Origin of the sequence: Paraburkholderia sp. BR14320, from assembly GCF_040948665.1 — a bacterium.
GTDB lineage: Bacteria > Pseudomonadota > Gammaproteobacteria > Burkholderiales > Burkholderiaceae > Paraburkholderia > Paraburkholderia youngii.
Window position 1 is genome coordinate 48691 of record NZ_JBFPKG010000027.1, and the last position, 18109, is coordinate 66799.

Sequence of the window (18109 nt, forward strand, 5' to 3'; positions counted from 1 at the left end):
CGAGGCAGGCCAGCCACCGTCAGCGCAGATTAATGCGCGCGGTTCACGGCTGCCCAGGCGAACGGCAAAACGGCACCCTGCGCTTCACGGTGGGTTGTTCCACCTTGAACCCGATTGGTTGAATCGGCTGAGTCAGACGACTCGGTTCTATCGCCAGTCACGCAGGGTCGAGCGCGTTAGTGTATTGGAAGAGGCCCGAATAGGCAACCGACTTGCGGGTGCTCCGGCGGCTGCTGGCGGGGCCTGCGGACTGTCTGGCGGCCCCGCTGGGCAACCATCTGACGAAAGCACGCCGACCGCGCCGCGCACCCGTTGCGCGCCGCCGCGGCAGCCGCCGATCCGGCTCGTCCATCCTTGCCGCAGCGCGGCATTGGAAGTAGGCTTGGGGCCTTTGTCTCTTACCGACCAGGGAACTGCAATGATCGTGTTTGTCACAGGAGCGTCGGCCGGCTTCGGCGCCGCCATCGCCCGCTCGTTCGTCAAGGGCGGCCATCGTGTCGTCGCCACTGCTCGCCGCAAGGACCGCCTCCAGGCACTCGCCGACGAGCTCGGCGACGCGCTGCTGCCGTACGAACTCGACGTGCGCGACCGCGCCGCCGTCGAAGCCGTGCCCGCCTCGTTGCCCGCCGACTTCGCCGCGATCGACGTGCTCGTCAACAACGCCGGCCTCGCGCTCGGCACCGAGCCGGCACACAAGGCGAGCCTCGACGAATGGAACACCATGATCGAGACCAATTGCACGGGCCTCGTGCAGGTCACGCATGCGCTGCTGCCCGGCATGGTCGAGCGCAATCGCGGACATATCTTCAATCTGGGTTCAGTGGCGGGCCGCTGGCCGTACGCGGGCGGCAACGTGTATGGTGCGACCAAGGCGTTCGTGCGCCAGTTCAGCCTGAACCTGCGCGCCGACCTCGCCGGCACCGCGCTGCGCGTGACGGATATCGAGCCGGGCCTGTGCGGCGGCACCGAATTCTCGAACGTGCGCTATCGCGGCGACGACGACAAGGCCGCCAAGGTCTACGAAAACGTGCAGCCGCTGACGGCCGAAGACATCGCCGATTCCATCTACTGGATCGCCACGCGCCCGGCCCACGTCAACATCAACACGATCGAGCTGATGCCGGTCGCACAGTCGTTCGCGGGTCTGTCCGTACATCGCGGCTGAGTTTGAAGGCGGGCTGAGGCGGCGGCCGCTACCATTGGTCGCGCCGCCGCCTATCACCCGTGCTGACTTTTTTCGCGCGGCGCGCCGATATCGCGCTTCCAGTCCCGGCGCGGCCGGCAGAGCCGGCAACCATCGCCGCAGGCACCCACCGAGCGCAACACACACTTCGAAACAGACCCCCGAGTTTGCGTTCCGGTAGAATGCGCCGCATGAATATGTCGACCAGCCAGCCAGGCACGGAAATCGGCTATACGTGGTCCATCCGCGTGTACTACGAAGATACCGACGCCGGCGGCATCGTGTTTTACGCCAATTACCTGAAGTTTTTCGAACGGGCTCGCACCGAATGGCTGCGCGCGTGTGGCGTCGACCAGCATCGGCTTGCGGAAGAAAACGACGCGATTTTCATCGTGCGCAGTACCGCGGTCGATTACCGGGCTCCGGCCCGGCTCGACGATCTCGTGAAAATTATCAGCCGGATCGAGCGTCTTGGCCGAGCTTCGGTAGATTTCGCGCAGGAAGCCTGGCGTGAAGGCACGTTGCTTGCTAGCGGGTCGGTCCGGGTTGGCTGTGTGGACCGCGCGACGCTACGGCCAGCTGCGATCCCGCCTTCGGTTCTCGCCGCGCTGCGGCACGGACCGGGCGTCGGCGAGAGAGCGGACTGAACCACGGCGGCATGTCAACGGACGATACCTGAGCCTCGTTGTTACGGGGCCAGTGAACTCATACCGGTCAGGTAGCACAAAGCATGGTTCGGCTTCGATATCGCCGAAGCTTCCGTTTTGCCCACGGCAAGCTTGAAGCGGCTTTGCAGCCGGACGCCCCCTTCCCGGGACGTTAAAACGAACCTTTATGAACACTACACAAGATCTGTCGATCGTTTCACTCGTACTCAACGCGAGCCTGCTGGCCCAGGCCGTCATGGCTCTGCTGCTGTTGCTGTCGCTACTCTCATGGACTTTCATCTTCCGCAAGTGGTTTGCGATTCGCCGGGCGCGCGCGCAAACTGAACGCTTCGAGCGCGATTTCTGGTCGGGCGGCGACCTGCAGGCGCTGTATCAGAGCGCCGCGAACAACCGCCACACGATCGGCGCGCTCGAGCGGATTTTCGAGTCCGGCATGCGTGAATTCCTGAAAGGCAAAGAGAAACGCCTGAACGATCCCGGCGCGATTCTCGACGGCGCCCGGCGCGCGATGCGCGCGGCATTCCAGCGTGAAATGGACGTGCTCGAGGCGAACCTCGCGTTTCTCGCATCGGTCGGTTCGGTCAGCCCGTATATCGGTCTGTTCGGCACGGTGTGGGGGATCATGAATGCGTTCCGCGGCCTCGCAAACGTGCAGCAGGCCACGCTCGCGAACGTCGCGCCGGGCATCGCCGAGGCGCTGACCGCCACCGCGATCGGCCTGTTCGCCGCGATTCCGGCCGTGGTCGCCTACAACCGCTACGCGCACGACATCGACCGTCTGGCGATCCGTTTCGAAACCTTCATCGAAGAGTTCTCGAACATCCTGCAGCGCCAGGCACACTAAGGAGGCCCCGATGGCAGGCTCCCGCTCCTCCAGCATGCGTGGCTCGCGCTCGCGTCGCGCGATGGCCGACATCAACGTCGTGCCGTACATCGACGTGATGCTCGTGCTGCTCGTGATCTTCATGGTCACGGCGCCGCTCGTCGCACCGTCGATCGTCAATCTGCCGACCGTCGGCGGCGCCGCGCCGCAGCAGCAGACGCCGCCCGTGATCGTCAACATCCGCGCAGACGGCAACATGAGCGTCAAGTACAAGGACGACTCCGGCACGCAGCAGCAGGAAGACATGACGAAAGCTGGCCTCAAAGGTTTCATCGCCGATCGGGCACAATCGCACCCGGATCAGCCCGTCGTGATCGCCGCCGACAAAACCGTGAAGTACGAAGTCGTGATGAATGTGATGTCCGAGTTGAAGGCTCAGGGCGTCAAGCGCGTTGGATTGCTTGTCAAATCGCAATGATCCGCAAGAACACCGAATATCCGCTTCAGCCACCGCGTGAACGCGGCACCGGGCGAGCTTTTCTGTTCGCGCTGGTGATGCATGCGCTGCTCGGATTCTTTCTTTATCACGGCATCCAGTGGCAAAACAGCACGCCCGAGGGCGAGCAGGCGGAACTGTGGACCGAGGTGCCGGATTCCGCGATCCCGCATCCCGTCGTCACGCCGCCGCCCGCGCCGGTCGCCCCTGCCCCGCCCGTGCGCGACGAGCAGGCCGACATCGCGCTGCAGGAAAAGAAGCGTCAGCAGCAGGAAGCGGCGCGCGCCGCGCAATTGGCCGAACAGCAGCGCCAGTTGAAGCTGAAAGAGCAGCAGGAAGCGGAAGCGAAGCGTCAGCAGCAATTGGCGGCCGAACAGGCGGCCCAGCTCGCGGCGCAGAAGGCCGCGAAGCTCAAGCAGCAACAGGCGCAGCAGCAACAACAGCAACAGCAGCAGGCCGAGAAGCTCAAGCAGCAGCAACTCGCCGAACAGCAGAAGCAGCAGCAACTGAAGGAACAGCAGGAGCAGCAGCAAAAGCAGGCTCAGGCGGAAGCGCAAAAGAAGGCCGAGGCCGAGAAAGCGGCGAAGGCGAAGGCGCAAGCCGAAGCGGCCGCGCAGGCGAAGAAGCAGCTCGACAACGAACGTCGCGCGCGGCTCGCGCAGATGCAGGGTCTGGCTGGTGGCGTCGGCGGCAGCAGTTCTAGCAGCAACGGACTGGGCAAGAGCGGAACGGGTAGCGGCTCCGGGGGCACGGCGGCATCGCCGGGTTACGCGGACAAGGTACGCCGGCTGGTGCTTCAGCATGTGAACTGGGGCGGCGAAACGGAAGGACTGGAGACCGTGATCGCCGTGCGCTGTTCGCCGGACGGCAATCAGCTGAGCGCAAACATTACCCACAGCAGCGGCAACGCCGCGTGGGACGCCGCCGCGTTGCGAGCCGTGAAAGCCTCCGATCCGATGCCGCGGGACGTGAATGGCAAGACGCCGGACTACTTCACTATCACGCTGCGTCCGGCAGCTTGATGTGCAGGCTGACAGCCGACTGACATCCAACGCCGCGCCCCACCAGGCCGGCGTTGCGCGGGAACGAAATAACCGTTTACCGGTCTGTCTGCTGTCTTCGAGTATTAAGTAAAACCGTTTTGAGGAACCCATACAGCATGAGTTTGATGACCAAGCTAGGCCTGCGAACACTCGTGGCAACGTGCCTGATCGCCGTCGGCGGCGCCGCCAACGCACAACTCAACGTCCTCGTGACGGGCGTTGGATCCACCCAGTTTCCGATCGCAACGGCGAATTTCGCCAATGAAGCGAACTCCCCGCAGCAGGTCAGCACGATCGTGCGTCAGGATCTGCAACGCAGCGGCAAATTCACGAATATCGACGCAGGCTCGGCGCCAGTGCCCGAGACCGACTCCGTCGACCTCGGCGCATGGAAGGCGAAGGGCGCCAATGCGTTCGTCGCGGGCAGCGTGAACCGCCTGCCGAACGGCCAGTACGAAGTGCGCTTCAAGCTGTACGACACGGTCAAGGGGGAAAGCCTCGGCGGCCTCGTGCTAGTGAGCCCGGAAAGCGGTCTGCGCATGAGCGCGCACAAGGTCGCGGACTACATTTACGCCAAGCTGATGGGCAATCGCGGCGTGTTCGCGACGCGCCTGTCGTATGTGATCAAGTCGGGCAACCGCTACCAGCTGCAGATCTCGGATTCGGACGGCCAGGACGCGCATATCGCGCTGTCGAGCCCCGAGCCGATCATCTCGCCGGCCTGGTCGCCGGACGGCACCAAGGTCGCGTACGTGTCGTTCGAGAAGAAGAAGCCGATCGTCTATATCCACGACCTGCCTACGGGCCGGCGCATCGTCGTATCGGACCAGAAGGGCAACAACAGCGCGCCGGCGTGGTCGCCGGATGGCCGCACGCTCGCCGTCGCGTTGTCGCGTACCGGCAATACGCAGATTTTCGCGGTCAACGCGGACGGCAGCGGTCTGCGTCGTCTCACGCAGGGCAGCTCGATCGACACCGAGCCGACCTACTCTCCTGACGGTCAGTGGATCTATTTCACGAGCGACCGCGGCGGCGCTCCGCAGATCTACAAGATGCCGGCGCAAGGCGAAAGCGCGGGCAACGCGCAACGCGTCACGTTTACGGGCAGCTACAACACCAGCCCGCGTGTGAGTCCTGACGGCAAGGAGCTTGCCTACATCTCGCGCGTCGGCGGTGCATTCAAGCTGTACATCCAGGACCTGCAAGGCGGAACCGCTACGGGCCTGACGGACACTTCACATGACGAATCGCCGAGCTTCGCGGCGAACGGTCAGTACATTCTTTACGCCACTCAGGTGAACGGCCGTGGCGTGTTGGCCGCAGTATCGACCGATGGTCGCACTCGGCAGGTCCTGTCCGTTCAGGGGGGCAGCGTACGCGAGCCATCCTGGGGCCCGTTTATGCAATAACGTTGATGCAATAACACAAGGAGAGTAATCAAATGATGTCCAAACTTCGTTTCGCATTCGCCGTCGTGATGGTCGGTGCATTGGCCGCATGTCACTCTGGCGTCAAGCTCGACGAAAACGCCGGCAAGGGCGCAGGCTCGGGTCAACCGAATCCGAACGACGTCGCGACGGTCAACGTCGACCCGCTGAACGATCCGAACAGCCCGCTCGCAAAGCGCAGCATCTACTTCGACTTCGACAGCTACTCGGTGAAGGACGACTATCAAGCGCTGCTGCAACAACACGCGCAATATCTGAAGGGTCACCCGCAGCGTCACGTGCTGATCCAGGGCAACACCGACGAGCGCGGCACCAGCGAATACAACCTGGCACTCGGCCAGAAGCGTGCTGAAGCCGTGCGTCGTTCGCTGTCGCTGATGGGCGTGTCGGATTCGCAGATGGAAGCCGTGAGCCTCGGCAAGGAAAAGCCGCTGGCAACGGGTCATGACGAAGCGTCGTGGGCACAGAACCGCCGCGCCGACCTCGTGTATCAACAGTAAGTCAACGGGTGATAAGCCGAATGACGCATCGTTTCTCCTGGCTGCGGGTTGCCGCAGCGGCCTGCGTAGCAGGCTCGGCCCTCGTGGCCGTGCCCGCCCACGCGGGCATGTTCGACGACGATCAGGCCCGCCAGGCCATTCTCGATCTGCGCTCGAAGACCGATAGTCTGTCGAGCCAGCTGTCGGCGGCGCAGCGCACGATCCTCGATCAGTCCAACCGTCTCGACCAGCTGAACCAGCAGGTCGCGACGCTGCGCGGACAGAACGAGGACATGGCGAACCAGCTCACGACGCTGCAAAAGCAGCAGAAGGACTACTACACCGATCTCGACACGCGCCTGAAGAAATTCGAGCCGCAGCAGCAGACGGTGGATGGCGTCCAGGGCGAGGTGCAGCCGGGTGAAACCGATGCGTTCAACGCGGCTTCACAGCAGTTCCGCAGCGGGGACTTCAAGAGCGCGGCGGCATCGTTCCGCAGCTTCATCTCCAAATATCCGAGCAGCCCCTATCAGCCGACCGCGCAATACTGGCTCGGCAACGCGCTGTATGCACTGCGCGACTACAAGGGTTCGACGGCGGTCTGGCAAGGTATCGTGGCCAAGTACCCGCAGCATCCGCGCGCGCCGGAAGCGCTGCTCGCGATCGCGAACAATCAGCTCGAACAAGGCCAGAAGGCCGCGGCGAAAAAGACGCTCGAGCAGATCGTCGCGCAATACGCCGGCTCGGACGTCGCGCAGTCGGCGCAGAGCAAGCTGTCGCAGATCAAGTAGTTCGCGGTGGCGGATTGATCACGTTTTGATGTAGTTGTCGGCAGTAACGCGCAGTGTCCGAAGTGATAGCCACGCGCGCCTCTCGCTGGGAAGCCCGGGTAGTGATGCCCGGGCTTTTCATTTTGGCCTGACGGCCTTGTACTGTTGACAGGTCATCGGTTCGCCGATATAATTTCGCTTCTCTTTTGGGTCGTTAGCTCAGCTGGTAGAGCAGCGGACTTTTAATCCGTTGGTCACAGGTTCGAATCCCGTACGGCCTACCAAAAGATTCGAGGGCTGACATGCGAATGCATGTCGGCCCTTTTCTTTTTCCGTTGCCCGCACCCGCAAACGTCGAAAACGATGGCGCGCGACGCGCGGCAGCATCGGGTCTGGCAGCATCGGGTCTATCCGGTGACATCGAGTTCGGCGCGGACGAAAGCAGTCACCGCCGCCCATTCTCGCCTAGACGAGGCCGTGCGCGATGCCGCTCGGCCTCGCCCAGCGCTCGCTGTCGTTCGACACGCCGAAATCGGCGGCCTGTAATGAAACGGTGGTCGAGTTGGGTGTCGCGCGCTTTGCGCTGGCGCGCGCGAGAATGCGCTGCTCGTGCACGTAGAAGAATTCGAGTTGGCGTGCGTCGGACGCTTTCCGTTCGAGCTCGAACACATCCTCGAGCACGCGCCGCGACACGTGAAAACGCTGAAGCCCGCGGCCAAGTTGGATCTGAAAGACAACACCGTCGCTGTTATGCGGCACCGCTGCCCAGATAAGCGGAATGCTACTCATGGAGCCCCCGTAACTGGATCTTCATGTCAGGAACATCGACATTTGATCCTCGCACGGATAGACGCTCGGAGCGACTTGTCAAAATTTAAACAATGTCGATTTGGTGTTTTCACCACAGTGCAATCTGTTGCACAACTTCGAAGTCGGCGGCAATCGCTACGAAGATGACATACGGCTACGACAGGGCGGTGTCAACGGCGATTTCTTTCCTTGGGCCGACAGCGGTTCTCGCGTGACCGGAGGCCTGCGACTCTTCACATTCCAATTGCACATAAAAGCGCTCGAAAGAAAGAGTGACACGGTTATCGCTTCTTCTGGTTATTTATCGAGATGAAAAGATATGCAATGATCGCCGCCGAATCAGCGGAGCATGTCTGAACCTTGCGTGAGCATACGTTCCGGCAAACCCACGGCGCATTGCTTTTTCATTGAACCGATAATGACCAACTTTCTGTTCGATCTGCTATCGAACCTCGCCTTGCTCGCCATCGTGTCGATGGCCTGTCGACTGTATAACCGGTTTGGGTTGGGTGCTACCTTGAGTGGCCCGGTGATTTTCATCGTGCTCGCGCTGGTCGCGTGCGTGCTCGACGGCTTGTTGACCTTTGTCGTGTTCGCCGACGCGCAGAGCCGCTACGGACAATTCGTCCGGCCGACTTTATTTCTTCAGCGTGCTGGCGCATATGCGCTCGCAATCGTGATCGCTTTCTCGTGGCATCGCATGTCGACGCGCAGGCGAGCCGTGAAAAGCGACCAGGACAACGCAGTTGTCATCCGCACGTCACCGTATTCCGAATCGCGGCTGCGCATGTAGGCGCGGCGCGCTCGACCGGCTTCTCACATACTCCCGCCATTCTTCGTCTCTCAATTGCCGCCCGCGAGCAGCGCAGGAACGGTCCTTGCGCAGGCGGGCGCCGTCGGCTATAACTCCCGAAGACCGCGCGTTGTGGGTCATGGCACCACCGTCGTTCAATCCGTTGATGACAACTTATAACGAGGAACATCTTGGATATCGAAACCGCACGTGCATTCATCATGACCCGGGGCATCGACATCGGCACCAAGGTGATCGGCGCCATCGTGCTGTGGATCGTCGGCCGCTGGGTCATCGGGCTGATCTCCAACCTGTTGCGCAAGGTGCTCGCGCGCAATGGCAAGGTCGATCCGACGCTCGCTCACTACCTCGCGTCGATTCTCGGCGCGTTGCTGAACCTGCTGCTCGTCCTCGCAATCCTGCAAATCTTCGGTGTGCAGACGACGTCGTTCGCCGCATTGCTCGCCGGTCTCGGCCTCGCGATCGGTACTGCATGGGGCGGCCTGCTCGCGCACTTCGCGGCCGGCGTGTTCATGCAGGTGCTGCGACCGTTCAAGGTCGGCGATTTCGTCACGGCCGCGGGGGTCACCGGCACCGTCACCGAGTTGGGCCTGTTCGGCACGACGATCGTCACGCCGGACAACGTAATGACCATCGTCGGCAACAACAAGATCTTTTCCGACACCATCTCGAACTACAGCGTGCTGCCGTTCCGGCGCGTCGAGCTGACCGCGAAGATCGCAAACGGCGTCGATCCGACCGACGCGATCGCGCGTCTGAAAGCCGCCGTCGCGAAGATTCCGAACGTGTCCGAAAACCCCGCGCCGGACATCGAGGTCTTGAGCTTCACGCCGGAAGGACCGCTGCTGTGCGTGCGTCCTTATTCGTCCAACCAGAACTACTGGCAGGTCTACTTCGACACCAATCGCGCGATCGTGCAGACCTTCAAGGAAGCCGGCTATCCGACGCCGGAAACGCCGCTCGCGCCGCGCGCGATCACGCGCGATTGATGTGATCTAACATGCGCGCGAAGCCGGCACGCGTCGCCGGCACCGCGGCATGAAAAAAGGCGTCGCGAGATTCGCGACGCCTTCCGGTTTTCAAGGCCTGAAATAAACCTGGCAACAGCTCGTCAACGCGTACTCGCGTTCGCGCCATTCTTGCGCAGCATCTTCCACAACGCGGCGAGCACGACCGGCACGATTGCCGCGCCGATACCGACCAGCACGATCACGTTCAGATACTGACGGATGAACGGAATGTTGCCGAAGAAATAGCCGAGCAGCACGAGCAGCAGCACCCACGACAGCGCGCCGACGACATTGAACATCTGGAAGCGGCTCCACGTCATCGACGACGCACCCGCCACGAACGGCGCAAAGGTCCGCACGACCGGGATGAAACGCGCGAGCACGATCGTCTTGCCGCCGTGTTTCTCATAGAAATCGTGAGTCTTTTGCAGCGCGGCACGATCGAGAAAACGCTCGAGCACCGGAATATGCGAATTGAACACGCGCGGTCCGATCGCACGGCCGATCAGATAGTTGGTCGTATTGCCGCCGATTGCCGCCACCAGCAGCAGCAGGATCAGCAGCCCGAGATGCATCTGCCCGGCCGCGCAGAACGCGCCGCCGATGAACAGCAGCGAGTCGCCTGGCAGAAATGGCAGAACCACGAGTCCGGTTTCTGCGAACACGATTGCGAATAGCACCGCGTAGACCCAAGTGCCATACACCTGGATGAAGTCCCCGAGGAACTTGTCGATGTGTAGGACAAGGTTGGCGAAATGGAGCAACGTATCCAAGGAATGTCCTTATAAACCAGTGTTTGCGTAGAGGAGAAACGGCCGTCGCGCGACCCAATAACAGGGGCAGCAAGCGGCGGGCCGACCGCTGCGAATTGACCGCGACATGATACAGAAAGTGCCTCGGTTCGATTAAAAAACTGCGGGTCGGGCGTCGGCACGGGCGGCGTGCGCCGAGTCGCTATAATTTCGCCATGTCCGAATTCTCCGAAACGCCTGCGGGCACCGCGGCCGCGGCCGCACCCTCCGACGGCTCCCGCGCGGCGCCCGCGCCGCGTCCGCTGCGCGCGATCCAGCCGCTCCCCGATCAGCTGATCAGCCAGATCGCCGCCGGCGAAGTGGTCGAGCGGCCGGCGTCGGTGGTCAAGGAGCTGCTCGAGAATGCGCTCGACGCGGGCGCGCAGACGCTGCGCATCCTGCTGGACGAAGGCGGCGTCAAACGCATCTCGATCACCGACGACGGCTGCGGCATCCCCGAGAACGAACTCGTACTCGCACTGACGCGCCATGCGACCAGCAAGATCCGCTCGCTTGCCGAGCTCGAAGCGGTCGCGACGCTCGGGTTTCGCGGTGAAGCGCTGGCGTCGATTGCGTCGGTCGCGCAGATGAGCATCACGAGCCGCACGGCCGACGTGCCGCACGCGGTACGCATCGATGCGGAGACCGGCGTGCTGAGCCCCGCTGCCGGCACGCAAGGCACGACGATCGAAGTCCGCGAGCTGTACTTCAACACGCCCGCGCGCCGCAAATTCCTGAAGAGCGAACAGACCGAACTCGGCCACTGTCTCGAACAGATCCGCCGCGCCGCTCTCGCGCGGCCGGACGTCGCGATCTCCGTGCTGCACAACGGCAAGGCCGTCGAACACTGGAACGCGAGCGAGCCGCCCGCGCGCGTAGCGAAGATTCTCGGCGACACGTTCGCGACCGCCCATTTACCGCTCGACGAATCCGCCGGCCCGCTCGCAATCTACGGCTGCGCCGGTCTGCCGACCGCAAGCCGCGGCCGCGCCGATCAACAGTATTTCTTCGTCAACGGCCGCTTCGTGCGGGATAAGCTGCTTACGCACGCGGTACGCGCCGCGTATGAAGACGTGCTGCACGGTGAGCGTTATCCGTCGTACGTGCTGTTCCTCGATTTGCCGCCAGAGGGCGTCGACGTGAACGTGCATCCGTCGAAAATCGAGGTGCGTTTCCGCGATTCGCGCTCGATCCACCAGTTCGTGTTCCATGCGGTGCAGCGCGCGCTCGCGCGGCACGCGGGCGCGTCGCCGGAAACGACGGCTGGCGGGCATGCGGCGCACCTGGAGCCGTCGGCCGGAGGACCGGCTTCGTTTGGCTCGACGCCGCTGGGTGGCAGCAGCGGCGCAGGCGACGGCATTGTCGCGGGCGCCGGTGTTTCGAGCGGCGCGGGCTTCGACGCCGGGAGCCGTGGCAGCTTTGGCGGCGGCAACGGGTTCAGCAGCTTCGGCGCCTCGCAGCCCGGCAACACGTGGATGCGCCAGGCGCGCATGACGCAAGGCACACTGCCGGTCGCGCAACCGCTCGCCGGTTACGACGCGCTGTTCGGCCGCAAGGATCCGCTCGCGGGCCGGGTCGAGGGCGCGTCGCTGTTCGAAGCACGCGACTCGGCGAGCGAAACGACGTCGCCGTACGACGCACCACCGTTCGCGTCGCGCTCGGCTTCCCCCGCATTCGATGCCACCGACGATCAGCCGCTCGGCTTCGCGCTCGGCCAGATCCACGGCATCTACGTGCTCGCGCAGAACCGCCACGGGCTCGTGATCGTCGACATGCATGCCGCGCACGAGCGCATCCTGTACGAGCAGTTCAAGAACGCGCTGGCCGACCGCGCGATCGCCGTGCAGCCGCTGTTGATTCCGCAGACGATGCAGGCCGATCCGGTCGAAATCGGCACGGTCGAGGAAGAGCGCGATACGCTCGATGCGCTCGGCTTCGACCTCGCGGTGCTGTCGCCGACCACGCTCGCGATCCGCGCAGTCCCCGCGTTGCTGAAGGACGCGGATCTGCAAGCGCTCGCGCGCGCGGTGCTGTCCGACCTGCACGCGTTCGGCGGTTCGCGGGTGCTGACCGAGCGTCAGCACGAACTGCTCGGCACGCTCGCGTGCCATCACGCGGTGCGCGCGAACCGGCGTCTGACGCTCGACGAAATGAATGCGCTGTTGCGCCAGATGGAAGCGACCGAGCGCGCCGACCAGTGCAACCACGGGCGTCCGACCTGGTATCAGCTGACGCTGGCCGATCTCGATCGGCTGTTCATGCGCGGCCAGTAACGCGCCGCGTTCGATCACACCGCCCGCGCTGCGCGCCCGCTTGCCCATGACGTCACGCCCTACCCTGATCCCGTGCCTGCTCGGCCCGACCGCGTCCGGCAAGACCGCCGCCGCGCTCGCGCTCGCCGCGCGGCGGCCAGTCGAAATCATCAGCGTCGACTCTGCGCTCGTCTATCGCGAGATGGACATCGGCACCGCGAAGCCGACCGCGGAAGAACGCGCGGTCGCGCCGCATCATCTGATCGATATCGTCGATCCGGCCGACTCGTACTCGGCCGCACAGTTTCGCGCCGATACGCTGCGGCTCGTCGATGAAATTCATGCGCGCGGGCGGCTGCCGCTGCTGGTCGGCGGCACGATGCTGTACTACAAGGCGCTCACGCACGGACTCAACGATCTGCCCGGCGCCGATGCCGAACTACGCGCGACGCTCGACGCCGATGCCGCCCGCGACGGCTGGCCGGCGCTTCACGCACGACTCGCCGCGCTCGATCCGGTCACGGCCGCGCGTCTCGCGCCGAACGATTCGCAGCGCATCCAGCGCGCGCTGGAAGTTTTCATGCTGACCGGCCAGCCGATGTCGGCGCTGCTCGCCGCGCCCGCGCGCACCGACGACGCCGCGTCGGCATGGCGCTTCGTGCCGGTCGCGCTGGAGCCGTCCGAGCGTGGCGTGCTGCACGCGCGCATCGAGCAGCGCTTCGATGCGATGCTCGCACATGGGTTCATCGATGAAGTGGTGAAGCTGCGCGCGCGCGGCGACCTGCTGCCCGAGATGTCGTCGATGCGCTGCGTCGGCTATCGGCAGGTGTGGGAATACCTCGATGGCGCGGTCGATTATCGGACCATGCGCGACAAGGGCATCTTCGCGACGCGGCAACTCTGCAAGCGGCAGCTCACGTGGCTGCGCAGCATGCCGGAGAGACAGGTGGTGGATTGCTGCGATCCGCACGCGACGGCGCGGGTGGTGGAGTTGATCGAGACGCTGGTTCGAGACGACGATCGAAGTGAGGGAATCGGAGGGATCTGAAGCGGGGATTTGAAGCGGGAAATGTAAAGCACGGGATTCGAAGCCCGCGTGGCGCGCCGTTGCTGCACGCCACGCGAACCCTCGTCAATCGTTAGACCACGACCGTCTGCGCTTCACCCGCCGCGCTCTCACGGACCGTGCCGATCTTCCAGACCTGCTCGCCCGCCGCGGACAGCTGACCGATTGCCGCCTGGGCATCCGCGGCCGACACGATCACCGCCATACCGATACCGCAGTTGAACACGCGGTGCATTTCAGCATCGGCGACGCCGCCGTGCTTCTGCAGCCACGAGAACAGCGGCGGCAGCGGCCACGCGCGATGATCGAGCTCGGCCGTCAGACCCTCGCGCAGCACGCGCGGAATGTTCTCGACCAGGCCGCCGCCGGTGATGTGCGCCATACCCTTCACCTCGAGCTGCTGCATCAGCGCGAGCAACGGCTTTACGTAGATGCGCGTCGGCGCCATCAGCGCGTCCGCGAGCGGGCGGCCGTCGAAGTCCGCGTTCAGATCGGGATTGGCGCGCTCGATGATCTTGCGCACCAGCGAAAAGCCGTTCGAATGGATGCCGCTCGAAGCAAGCCCGAGCACCACGTCGCCGGGAGCGATCTTGCTGCCGTCGATGATCTTCCTCTTTTCCACCGCGCCGACCGCGAAACCGGCCAGATCGTATTCGCCGTCCGGATACATGCCCGGCATTTCCGCGGTTTCGCCGCCGATCAGCGCGCAGCCCGACAGCTCGCAGCCTTGCGCAATGCCCTTCACGACGGTCGCCGCCGTGCCGACATCGAGCTTGCCGCAGGCGAAATAGTCGAGGAAGAACAGCGGCTCGGCGCCCTGCACGAGGATGTCGTTGACGCTCATCGCGACGAGATCCTGGCCGACCGTGTCGTGCTTGTTCAGCTGGAACGCGAGACGCAGCTTGGTGCCGACGCCGTCGGTGCCGGACACGAGCACCGGCTCCTTGTACTTCTTCGGCACTTCGAACAGCGCGCCGAATCCGCCGATGCCGCCCAGCACACCGTCGCGCAGGGTCTTCTTGGCAAAGGGCTTGATGGCATCGACGAGGGCGTCGCCCGCATCGATGTCCACGCCGGCGTCGCGATACGACAAACCTTGGGCGTCAGGAGCGGATTTCGGTTGATTCATGGGGAAAAGCTCGAAGGTCGGTAAAATGCGATTTTACCCGATGCTGGCCGCCTGGCTGGAATTCGCGCGTTCCGACGAAATCCTGGAAACGACTTTGCCACACGACACTCCGATTCCGGCGCCGCCGACCCGCGCAATTCCGTCCGCCGCCCTTCGCGACGCTCGGCCTCACGACCCGGCGGGCACGCTTCACGACAACTAAGCGCCTGGCAACGTTCCAGGCCCCGAGGTCCGGGCCACTCGCGGCGCGAGCCTCATTTTCGGCATTAACCCTACTGTGCTTCGTCAACTGACGCTCGATCTCGGCACCCCGCCGCCATCGACATTCGACAATTTCTTCGCCGGCGCGAACGCCGAGCTGGTCACGCGCCTGCGTGAGCTCGACGACGCGCTCGCCTCCGGACCGGTCGCCGATCGCACCTTCTACATCTGGGGCGAAGCCGGCAGCGGCCGCACGCATCTGCTGCAGGCGCTCGTGCACGAAGCGCCGCCGGGACATGCGCGCTTCGCCGGTCCGCAAAGCAGCCTCGCCGCCTTCGGCTTCGATCCGCGCGTCGCGCTCTATGCGATCGACGACTGCGACGCGCTGTCGGCCGCGCAGCAGATCGCCGTGTTCAACCTGTTCAACGAGGTGCGCGCGCATCCGACCAGCGCGCTCGTCGCCGCAGGCAACGCGGCGCCGATCGCCATGACGGTGCGCGAGGATTTGCGCACCCGCCTCGGCTGGGGTCTGGTGTTTCATCTCGCGCCGCTGCCCGACGACGCGAAGGCCGCGGTGCTGAAACGCGCGGCGCGCGAGCGCGGCATCATGCTCGCCGACGACGTGCCGGCCTACCTGCTCACGCATTTTCGCCGCGACATGCCGAGCCTGATGGCGCTGCTCGACGCGCTCGACCGCTTCTCGCTCGAACAGAAACGCGCGGTCACGCTGCCGCTGTTGCGCACGATGCTCGCCTCGCCCGATCCCGCCACCACGCCGGGTTCACACGCCGCTCTTCCGGCTTCAAGTAAAATAGGCCCCCATGGCTAATCTTGCACTCTTCGATCTCGACCACACGCTCATTCCCACGGACAGCGACCACGAATGGGGCCGCTTCATGGTGAAAAAAGGTATGGTCGACGCCGAAAATTTCGCCCGTGAAAACGACCGCTTCTACGCCGACTACAAGGCCGGCAAGCTCGACATTCACGCTTATCTGATCGCCATGCTGACGCCGCTCGCGAAGTACACGCGCGCGCAGCTCGCGGACTTTCACGCGCAGTACATGCACGAGGTCATTACGCCCGCCATCCAGCCGGTGGCGATCGAGCTCGTCAAACAGCATCGCGAAGCGGGCGACCTGTGCTGCGTCGTCACGGCGACCAACGAATTCATCACGCGGCCGATCGCCCAGGCATTCGGCGTCGACACGCTGATCGCGTGCGAGGCGGAGACCGTCGGCGGCGATCCGCACGGCGCTTATACCGGCCGCCCGACCGGCACGCCGAGCTACAAGGAAGGCAAGATCGTGCGCACTGAAATGTGGCTCGCGTCGCTCGGAAAGACGTGGAGCGACTTCGAGCACAGCTATTTCTATAGCGATTCGCACAACGACATCCCGCTGCTCGAAAAAGTCACCGATCCCATCGCGACCAATCCGGACGACACGTTGCGCGCCCATGCGCAGGCCAAAGGCTGGCGCATCCTCGAACTCTTCCAACCCTCGTGATCAAGAAACTCATCCGCAAGCTATTCGGCCAGGACACGGCGAGCGCTGACGACACGCTCTCCGCCGCCAGCGTCGACGACAACGCCAACGACAAGCCGCCGGCGCGCGGCAAGTCCGCTTCCGGCGCGACCGTATCCGGCACGGCCGCGCGGCCGCGTCGCAAATCGACCGCCGCTGCCGCCGCACAGGCGCCGCGCGAACCGGACGTCCCCGTCATCATTCCGCACGACGTGCACGGCATCGACCCCACGCTGATCTCGCGCAATGCGATCCGCGTGACCGAGGGCCTGCAACAGGCGGGCTTCCGCGCGTTCATCGTCGGCGGCGCGGTGCGCGACCTGCTGCTCGGCGTGAAGCCGAAAGACTTCGACGTCGCGACCGACGCGACGCCCGAACAGGTGCAGAAGCTGTTCCGCAGAGCACGCATCATCGGCCGGCGCTTCCAGATCGTGCACGTGCAGTTCGGCCAGGAAATCATCGAGACCTCGACGTTCCGCGCGCTGGTCGATCCGCCCGCGGCCGACGCGCCGCCGCCGAAGCGTCTGAAGCGCGACGAGCTCGACCGCCGCACTCACGCGGTCGACGCGAGCGGCCGCGTGCTGCGCGACAACGTGTGGGGTGAACAGCACGAGGACGCCACGCGCCGCGACTTCACGATCAACGCGATGTACTACGATCCGGCCACGCAGACCGTGCTGGACTACCACAACGGCATGGCCGACATGCGCACGCGCCTGCTGCGCATGATCGGCGACCCGGCCACGCGTTATCGTGAGGACCCGGTGCGCATGCTGCGCGTCGTGCGCTTCGCCGCCAAGCTCGACTTCGAGATCGACGACGCCACGCGCGCGCCGATCGAGAAGATGGCCGATCTGATCAACAACGTGCCCGCCGCGCGTCTGTTCGACGAAATGCTGAAGCTGATGCTGTCGGGTCACGCGCTCGCGTGCCTGAAGCGGCTGCGCCAGGAAGGCCTGCATCACGGGCTGCTGCCGCTGCTCGACGTGGTGCTCGAGCAGCCGACCGGCGAGAAATTCATTTCTCTGGCACTCTCTAATACAGATACACGCGTGCTGGCCGGCAAGCCGGTGTCGCCGGGCTTCCTGTTCGCGACGCTGTTGTGGCACGACGTGCAGCAGCGCTGGCAGAAGTTCGAGGCCGAAGGCGAGTATCCGGTGCCGGCGCTGCATCGCGCGATGGACGAAGTGCTCGACATGCAGACCGAAAAGCTCGCGATCCACAAGCGCTTCTCGGCCGACATGCGCGAGATCTGGGGTCTGCAGCTGCGCCTCGAAAAGCGCTCGGGCCGCAGCGCGCTGAAGCTGCTGGAACACCAAAGATTTAGAGCGGGGTATGATTTCCTCCTGTTGCGCTGCGCATCGGGCGAACTCGACGAGTCGGTCGGTGCGTGGTGGACGGAGTTCATCGAAGGAGACGCTGCCGCGCGCGAGGCATTGCTCACGCAAGGCGGGAAAGACCGGAGCCCCAGAAAACGACGGCGGCGCGGTGGCGCCAGAAACCGCAAATCAGGTGACGGGGTGGAGGGCGGCTCGTCCGCCGAACGCACGGACAACGACGCGGGCCGCGAAGGCTCGCACGAAGACTGACGCGGCGTTCG

Annotated in this window: 18 protein-coding genes, 1 tRNA gene and 1 riboswitch; of the genes, 16 read left to right on the plus strand and 3 right to left on the minus strand. The window is 64.2% G+C overall.

All coding sequences use genetic code 11. From position 1 onward, the window contains the following. Positions 1-44 precede the first annotated feature (44 nt). Positions 45-171: riboswitch (ZMP/ZTP riboswitch) on the minus strand. Between the two features lie 247 nt (positions 172-418). The 9 genes from ydfG (at position 419) to AB3X89_RS23580 (ending at position 7194) form a co-directional block, all read left to right on the plus strand. Then, positions 419-1165: a bifunctional NADP-dependent 3-hydroxy acid dehydrogenase/3-hydroxypropionate dehydrogenase YdfG gene (ydfG, locus tag AB3X89_RS23540; protein WP_176122515.1), complete on the plus strand. Its 747-nt coding sequence runs from the start codon at positions 419-421 to the stop codon at positions 1163-1165. Between the two features lie 200 nt (positions 1166-1365). Further along, complete coding sequence (gene ybgC, locus AB3X89_RS23545) at positions 1366-1830, plus strand: tol-pal system-associated acyl-CoA thioesterase (protein WP_368585414.1); 465 nt, start codon at positions 1366-1368, stop codon at positions 1828-1830. Between the two features lie 187 nt (positions 1831-2017). Next, positions 2018-2695, plus strand: coding sequence for a protein TolQ (gene tolQ, locus AB3X89_RS23550; RefSeq protein WP_006047860.1), 678 nt, complete (start codon positions 2018-2020; stop codon positions 2693-2695). Between the two features lie 10 nt (positions 2696-2705). Continuing rightward, positions 2706-3152, plus strand: a complete 447-nt coding sequence (gene tolR, locus AB3X89_RS23555; protein ID WP_013088523.1) for a protein TolR — start codon at positions 2706-2708, stop codon at positions 3150-3152. After that, complete coding sequence (gene tolA / locus AB3X89_RS23560) at positions 3149-4192, plus strand: cell envelope integrity protein TolA (RefSeq protein ID WP_368585415.1); 1044 nt, start codon at positions 3149-3151, stop codon at positions 4190-4192. The genes tolR and tolA overlap by 4 nt, the downstream gene beginning before the upstream one ends. Positions 4193-4329: 137 nt before the next feature. After that, positions 4330-5622, plus strand: a complete 1293-nt coding sequence (gene tolB / locus AB3X89_RS23565) for a Tol-Pal system beta propeller repeat protein TolB (RefSeq protein WP_368585416.1) — start codon at positions 4330-4332, stop codon at positions 5620-5622. Between the two features lie 32 nt (positions 5623-5654). After that, entirely contained in the window at positions 5655-6161 is a 507-nt protein-coding gene (pal, locus tag AB3X89_RS23570; RefSeq protein WP_368585417.1) for a peptidoglycan-associated lipoprotein Pal, read from the plus strand. 20 nt (positions 6162-6181) lie between these two features. Further along, positions 6182-6931, plus strand: coding sequence for a tol-pal system protein YbgF (ybgF, locus tag AB3X89_RS23575; protein WP_368585418.1), 750 nt, complete (start codon positions 6182-6184; stop codon positions 6929-6931). A 187-nt stretch (positions 6932-7118) separates the two neighbouring features. Then, positions 7119-7194 (plus strand) — tRNA-Lys (locus tag AB3X89_RS23580). A gap of 181 nt (positions 7195-7375) precedes the next feature. Here the strand turns inward: AB3X89_RS23580 and AB3X89_RS23585 are convergent. Next, positions 7376-7699: a hypothetical protein gene (locus AB3X89_RS23585; protein WP_368585419.1), complete on the minus strand. Its 324-nt coding sequence runs from the start codon at positions 7697-7699 to the stop codon at positions 7376-7378. 439 nt (positions 7700-8138) lie between these two features. Between AB3X89_RS23585 and AB3X89_RS23590 the strand changes: the two genes are divergently transcribed. Beyond that, positions 8139-8513: a hypothetical protein gene (locus tag AB3X89_RS23590; RefSeq protein ID WP_368585420.1), complete on the plus strand. Its 375-nt coding sequence runs from the start codon at positions 8139-8141 to the stop codon at positions 8511-8513. A gap of 191 nt (positions 8514-8704) precedes the next feature. Next, complete coding sequence (locus AB3X89_RS23595) at positions 8705-9523, plus strand: mechanosensitive ion channel family protein (RefSeq protein WP_018431865.1); 819 nt, start codon at positions 8705-8707, stop codon at positions 9521-9523. Between the two features lie 122 nt (positions 9524-9645). Here the strand turns inward: AB3X89_RS23595 and AB3X89_RS23600 are convergent, their stop codons facing one another. Continuing rightward, complete coding sequence (locus tag AB3X89_RS23600) at positions 9646-10317, minus strand: VTT domain-containing protein (protein WP_176109485.1); 672 nt, start codon at positions 10315-10317, stop codon at positions 9646-9648. Positions 10318-10511: 194 nt separating this feature from the next. Here AB3X89_RS23600 and mutL point away from each other — a divergent pair, with 194 nt between their 5' ends. Both mutL and miaA read left to right on the plus strand, forming a co-directional pair. Further along, on the plus strand, positions 10512-12608 hold the full coding sequence (gene mutL / locus AB3X89_RS23605) for a DNA mismatch repair endonuclease MutL (RefSeq protein WP_368585421.1): 2097 nt from the start codon (positions 10512-10514) through the stop codon (positions 12606-12608). 46 nt (positions 12609-12654) lie between these two features. Further along, positions 12655-13635: a tRNA (adenosine(37)-N6)-dimethylallyltransferase MiaA gene (gene miaA / locus AB3X89_RS23610; protein WP_368585422.1), complete on the plus strand. Its 981-nt coding sequence runs from the start codon at positions 12655-12657 to the stop codon at positions 13633-13635. 91 nt (positions 13636-13726) lie between these two features. Here miaA and purM read toward each other — a convergent pair whose 3' ends face one another. Continuing rightward, complete coding sequence (gene purM, locus AB3X89_RS23615) at positions 13727-14782, minus strand: phosphoribosylformylglycinamidine cyclo-ligase (protein WP_368585423.1); 1056 nt, start codon at positions 14780-14782, stop codon at positions 13727-13729. A gap of 277 nt (positions 14783-15059) precedes the next feature. On the opposite strand from purM, the gene hda reads away from it, so the two are divergent. Genes hda through pcnB form a run of 3 tightly spaced genes read left to right on the plus strand, consistent with a single transcriptional unit; the run spans position 15060 to position 18098 of the window. Then, positions 15060-15812, plus strand: a complete 753-nt coding sequence (gene hda, locus AB3X89_RS23620; protein WP_368585424.1) for a DnaA regulatory inactivator Hda — start codon at positions 15060-15062, stop codon at positions 15810-15812. Beyond that, on the plus strand, positions 15805-16491 hold the full coding sequence (locus AB3X89_RS23625) for an HAD family phosphatase (protein WP_013088509.1): 687 nt from the start codon (positions 15805-15807) through the stop codon (positions 16489-16491). The genes hda and AB3X89_RS23625 overlap by 8 nt, the downstream gene beginning before the upstream one ends. After that, entirely contained in the window at positions 16488-18098 is a 1611-nt protein-coding gene (pcnB, locus tag AB3X89_RS23630) for a polynucleotide adenylyltransferase PcnB (protein WP_368585425.1), read from the plus strand. The genes AB3X89_RS23625 and pcnB overlap by 4 nt, the downstream gene beginning before the upstream one ends. The last annotated feature ends 11 nt before the right edge of the window (positions 18099-18109 follow it).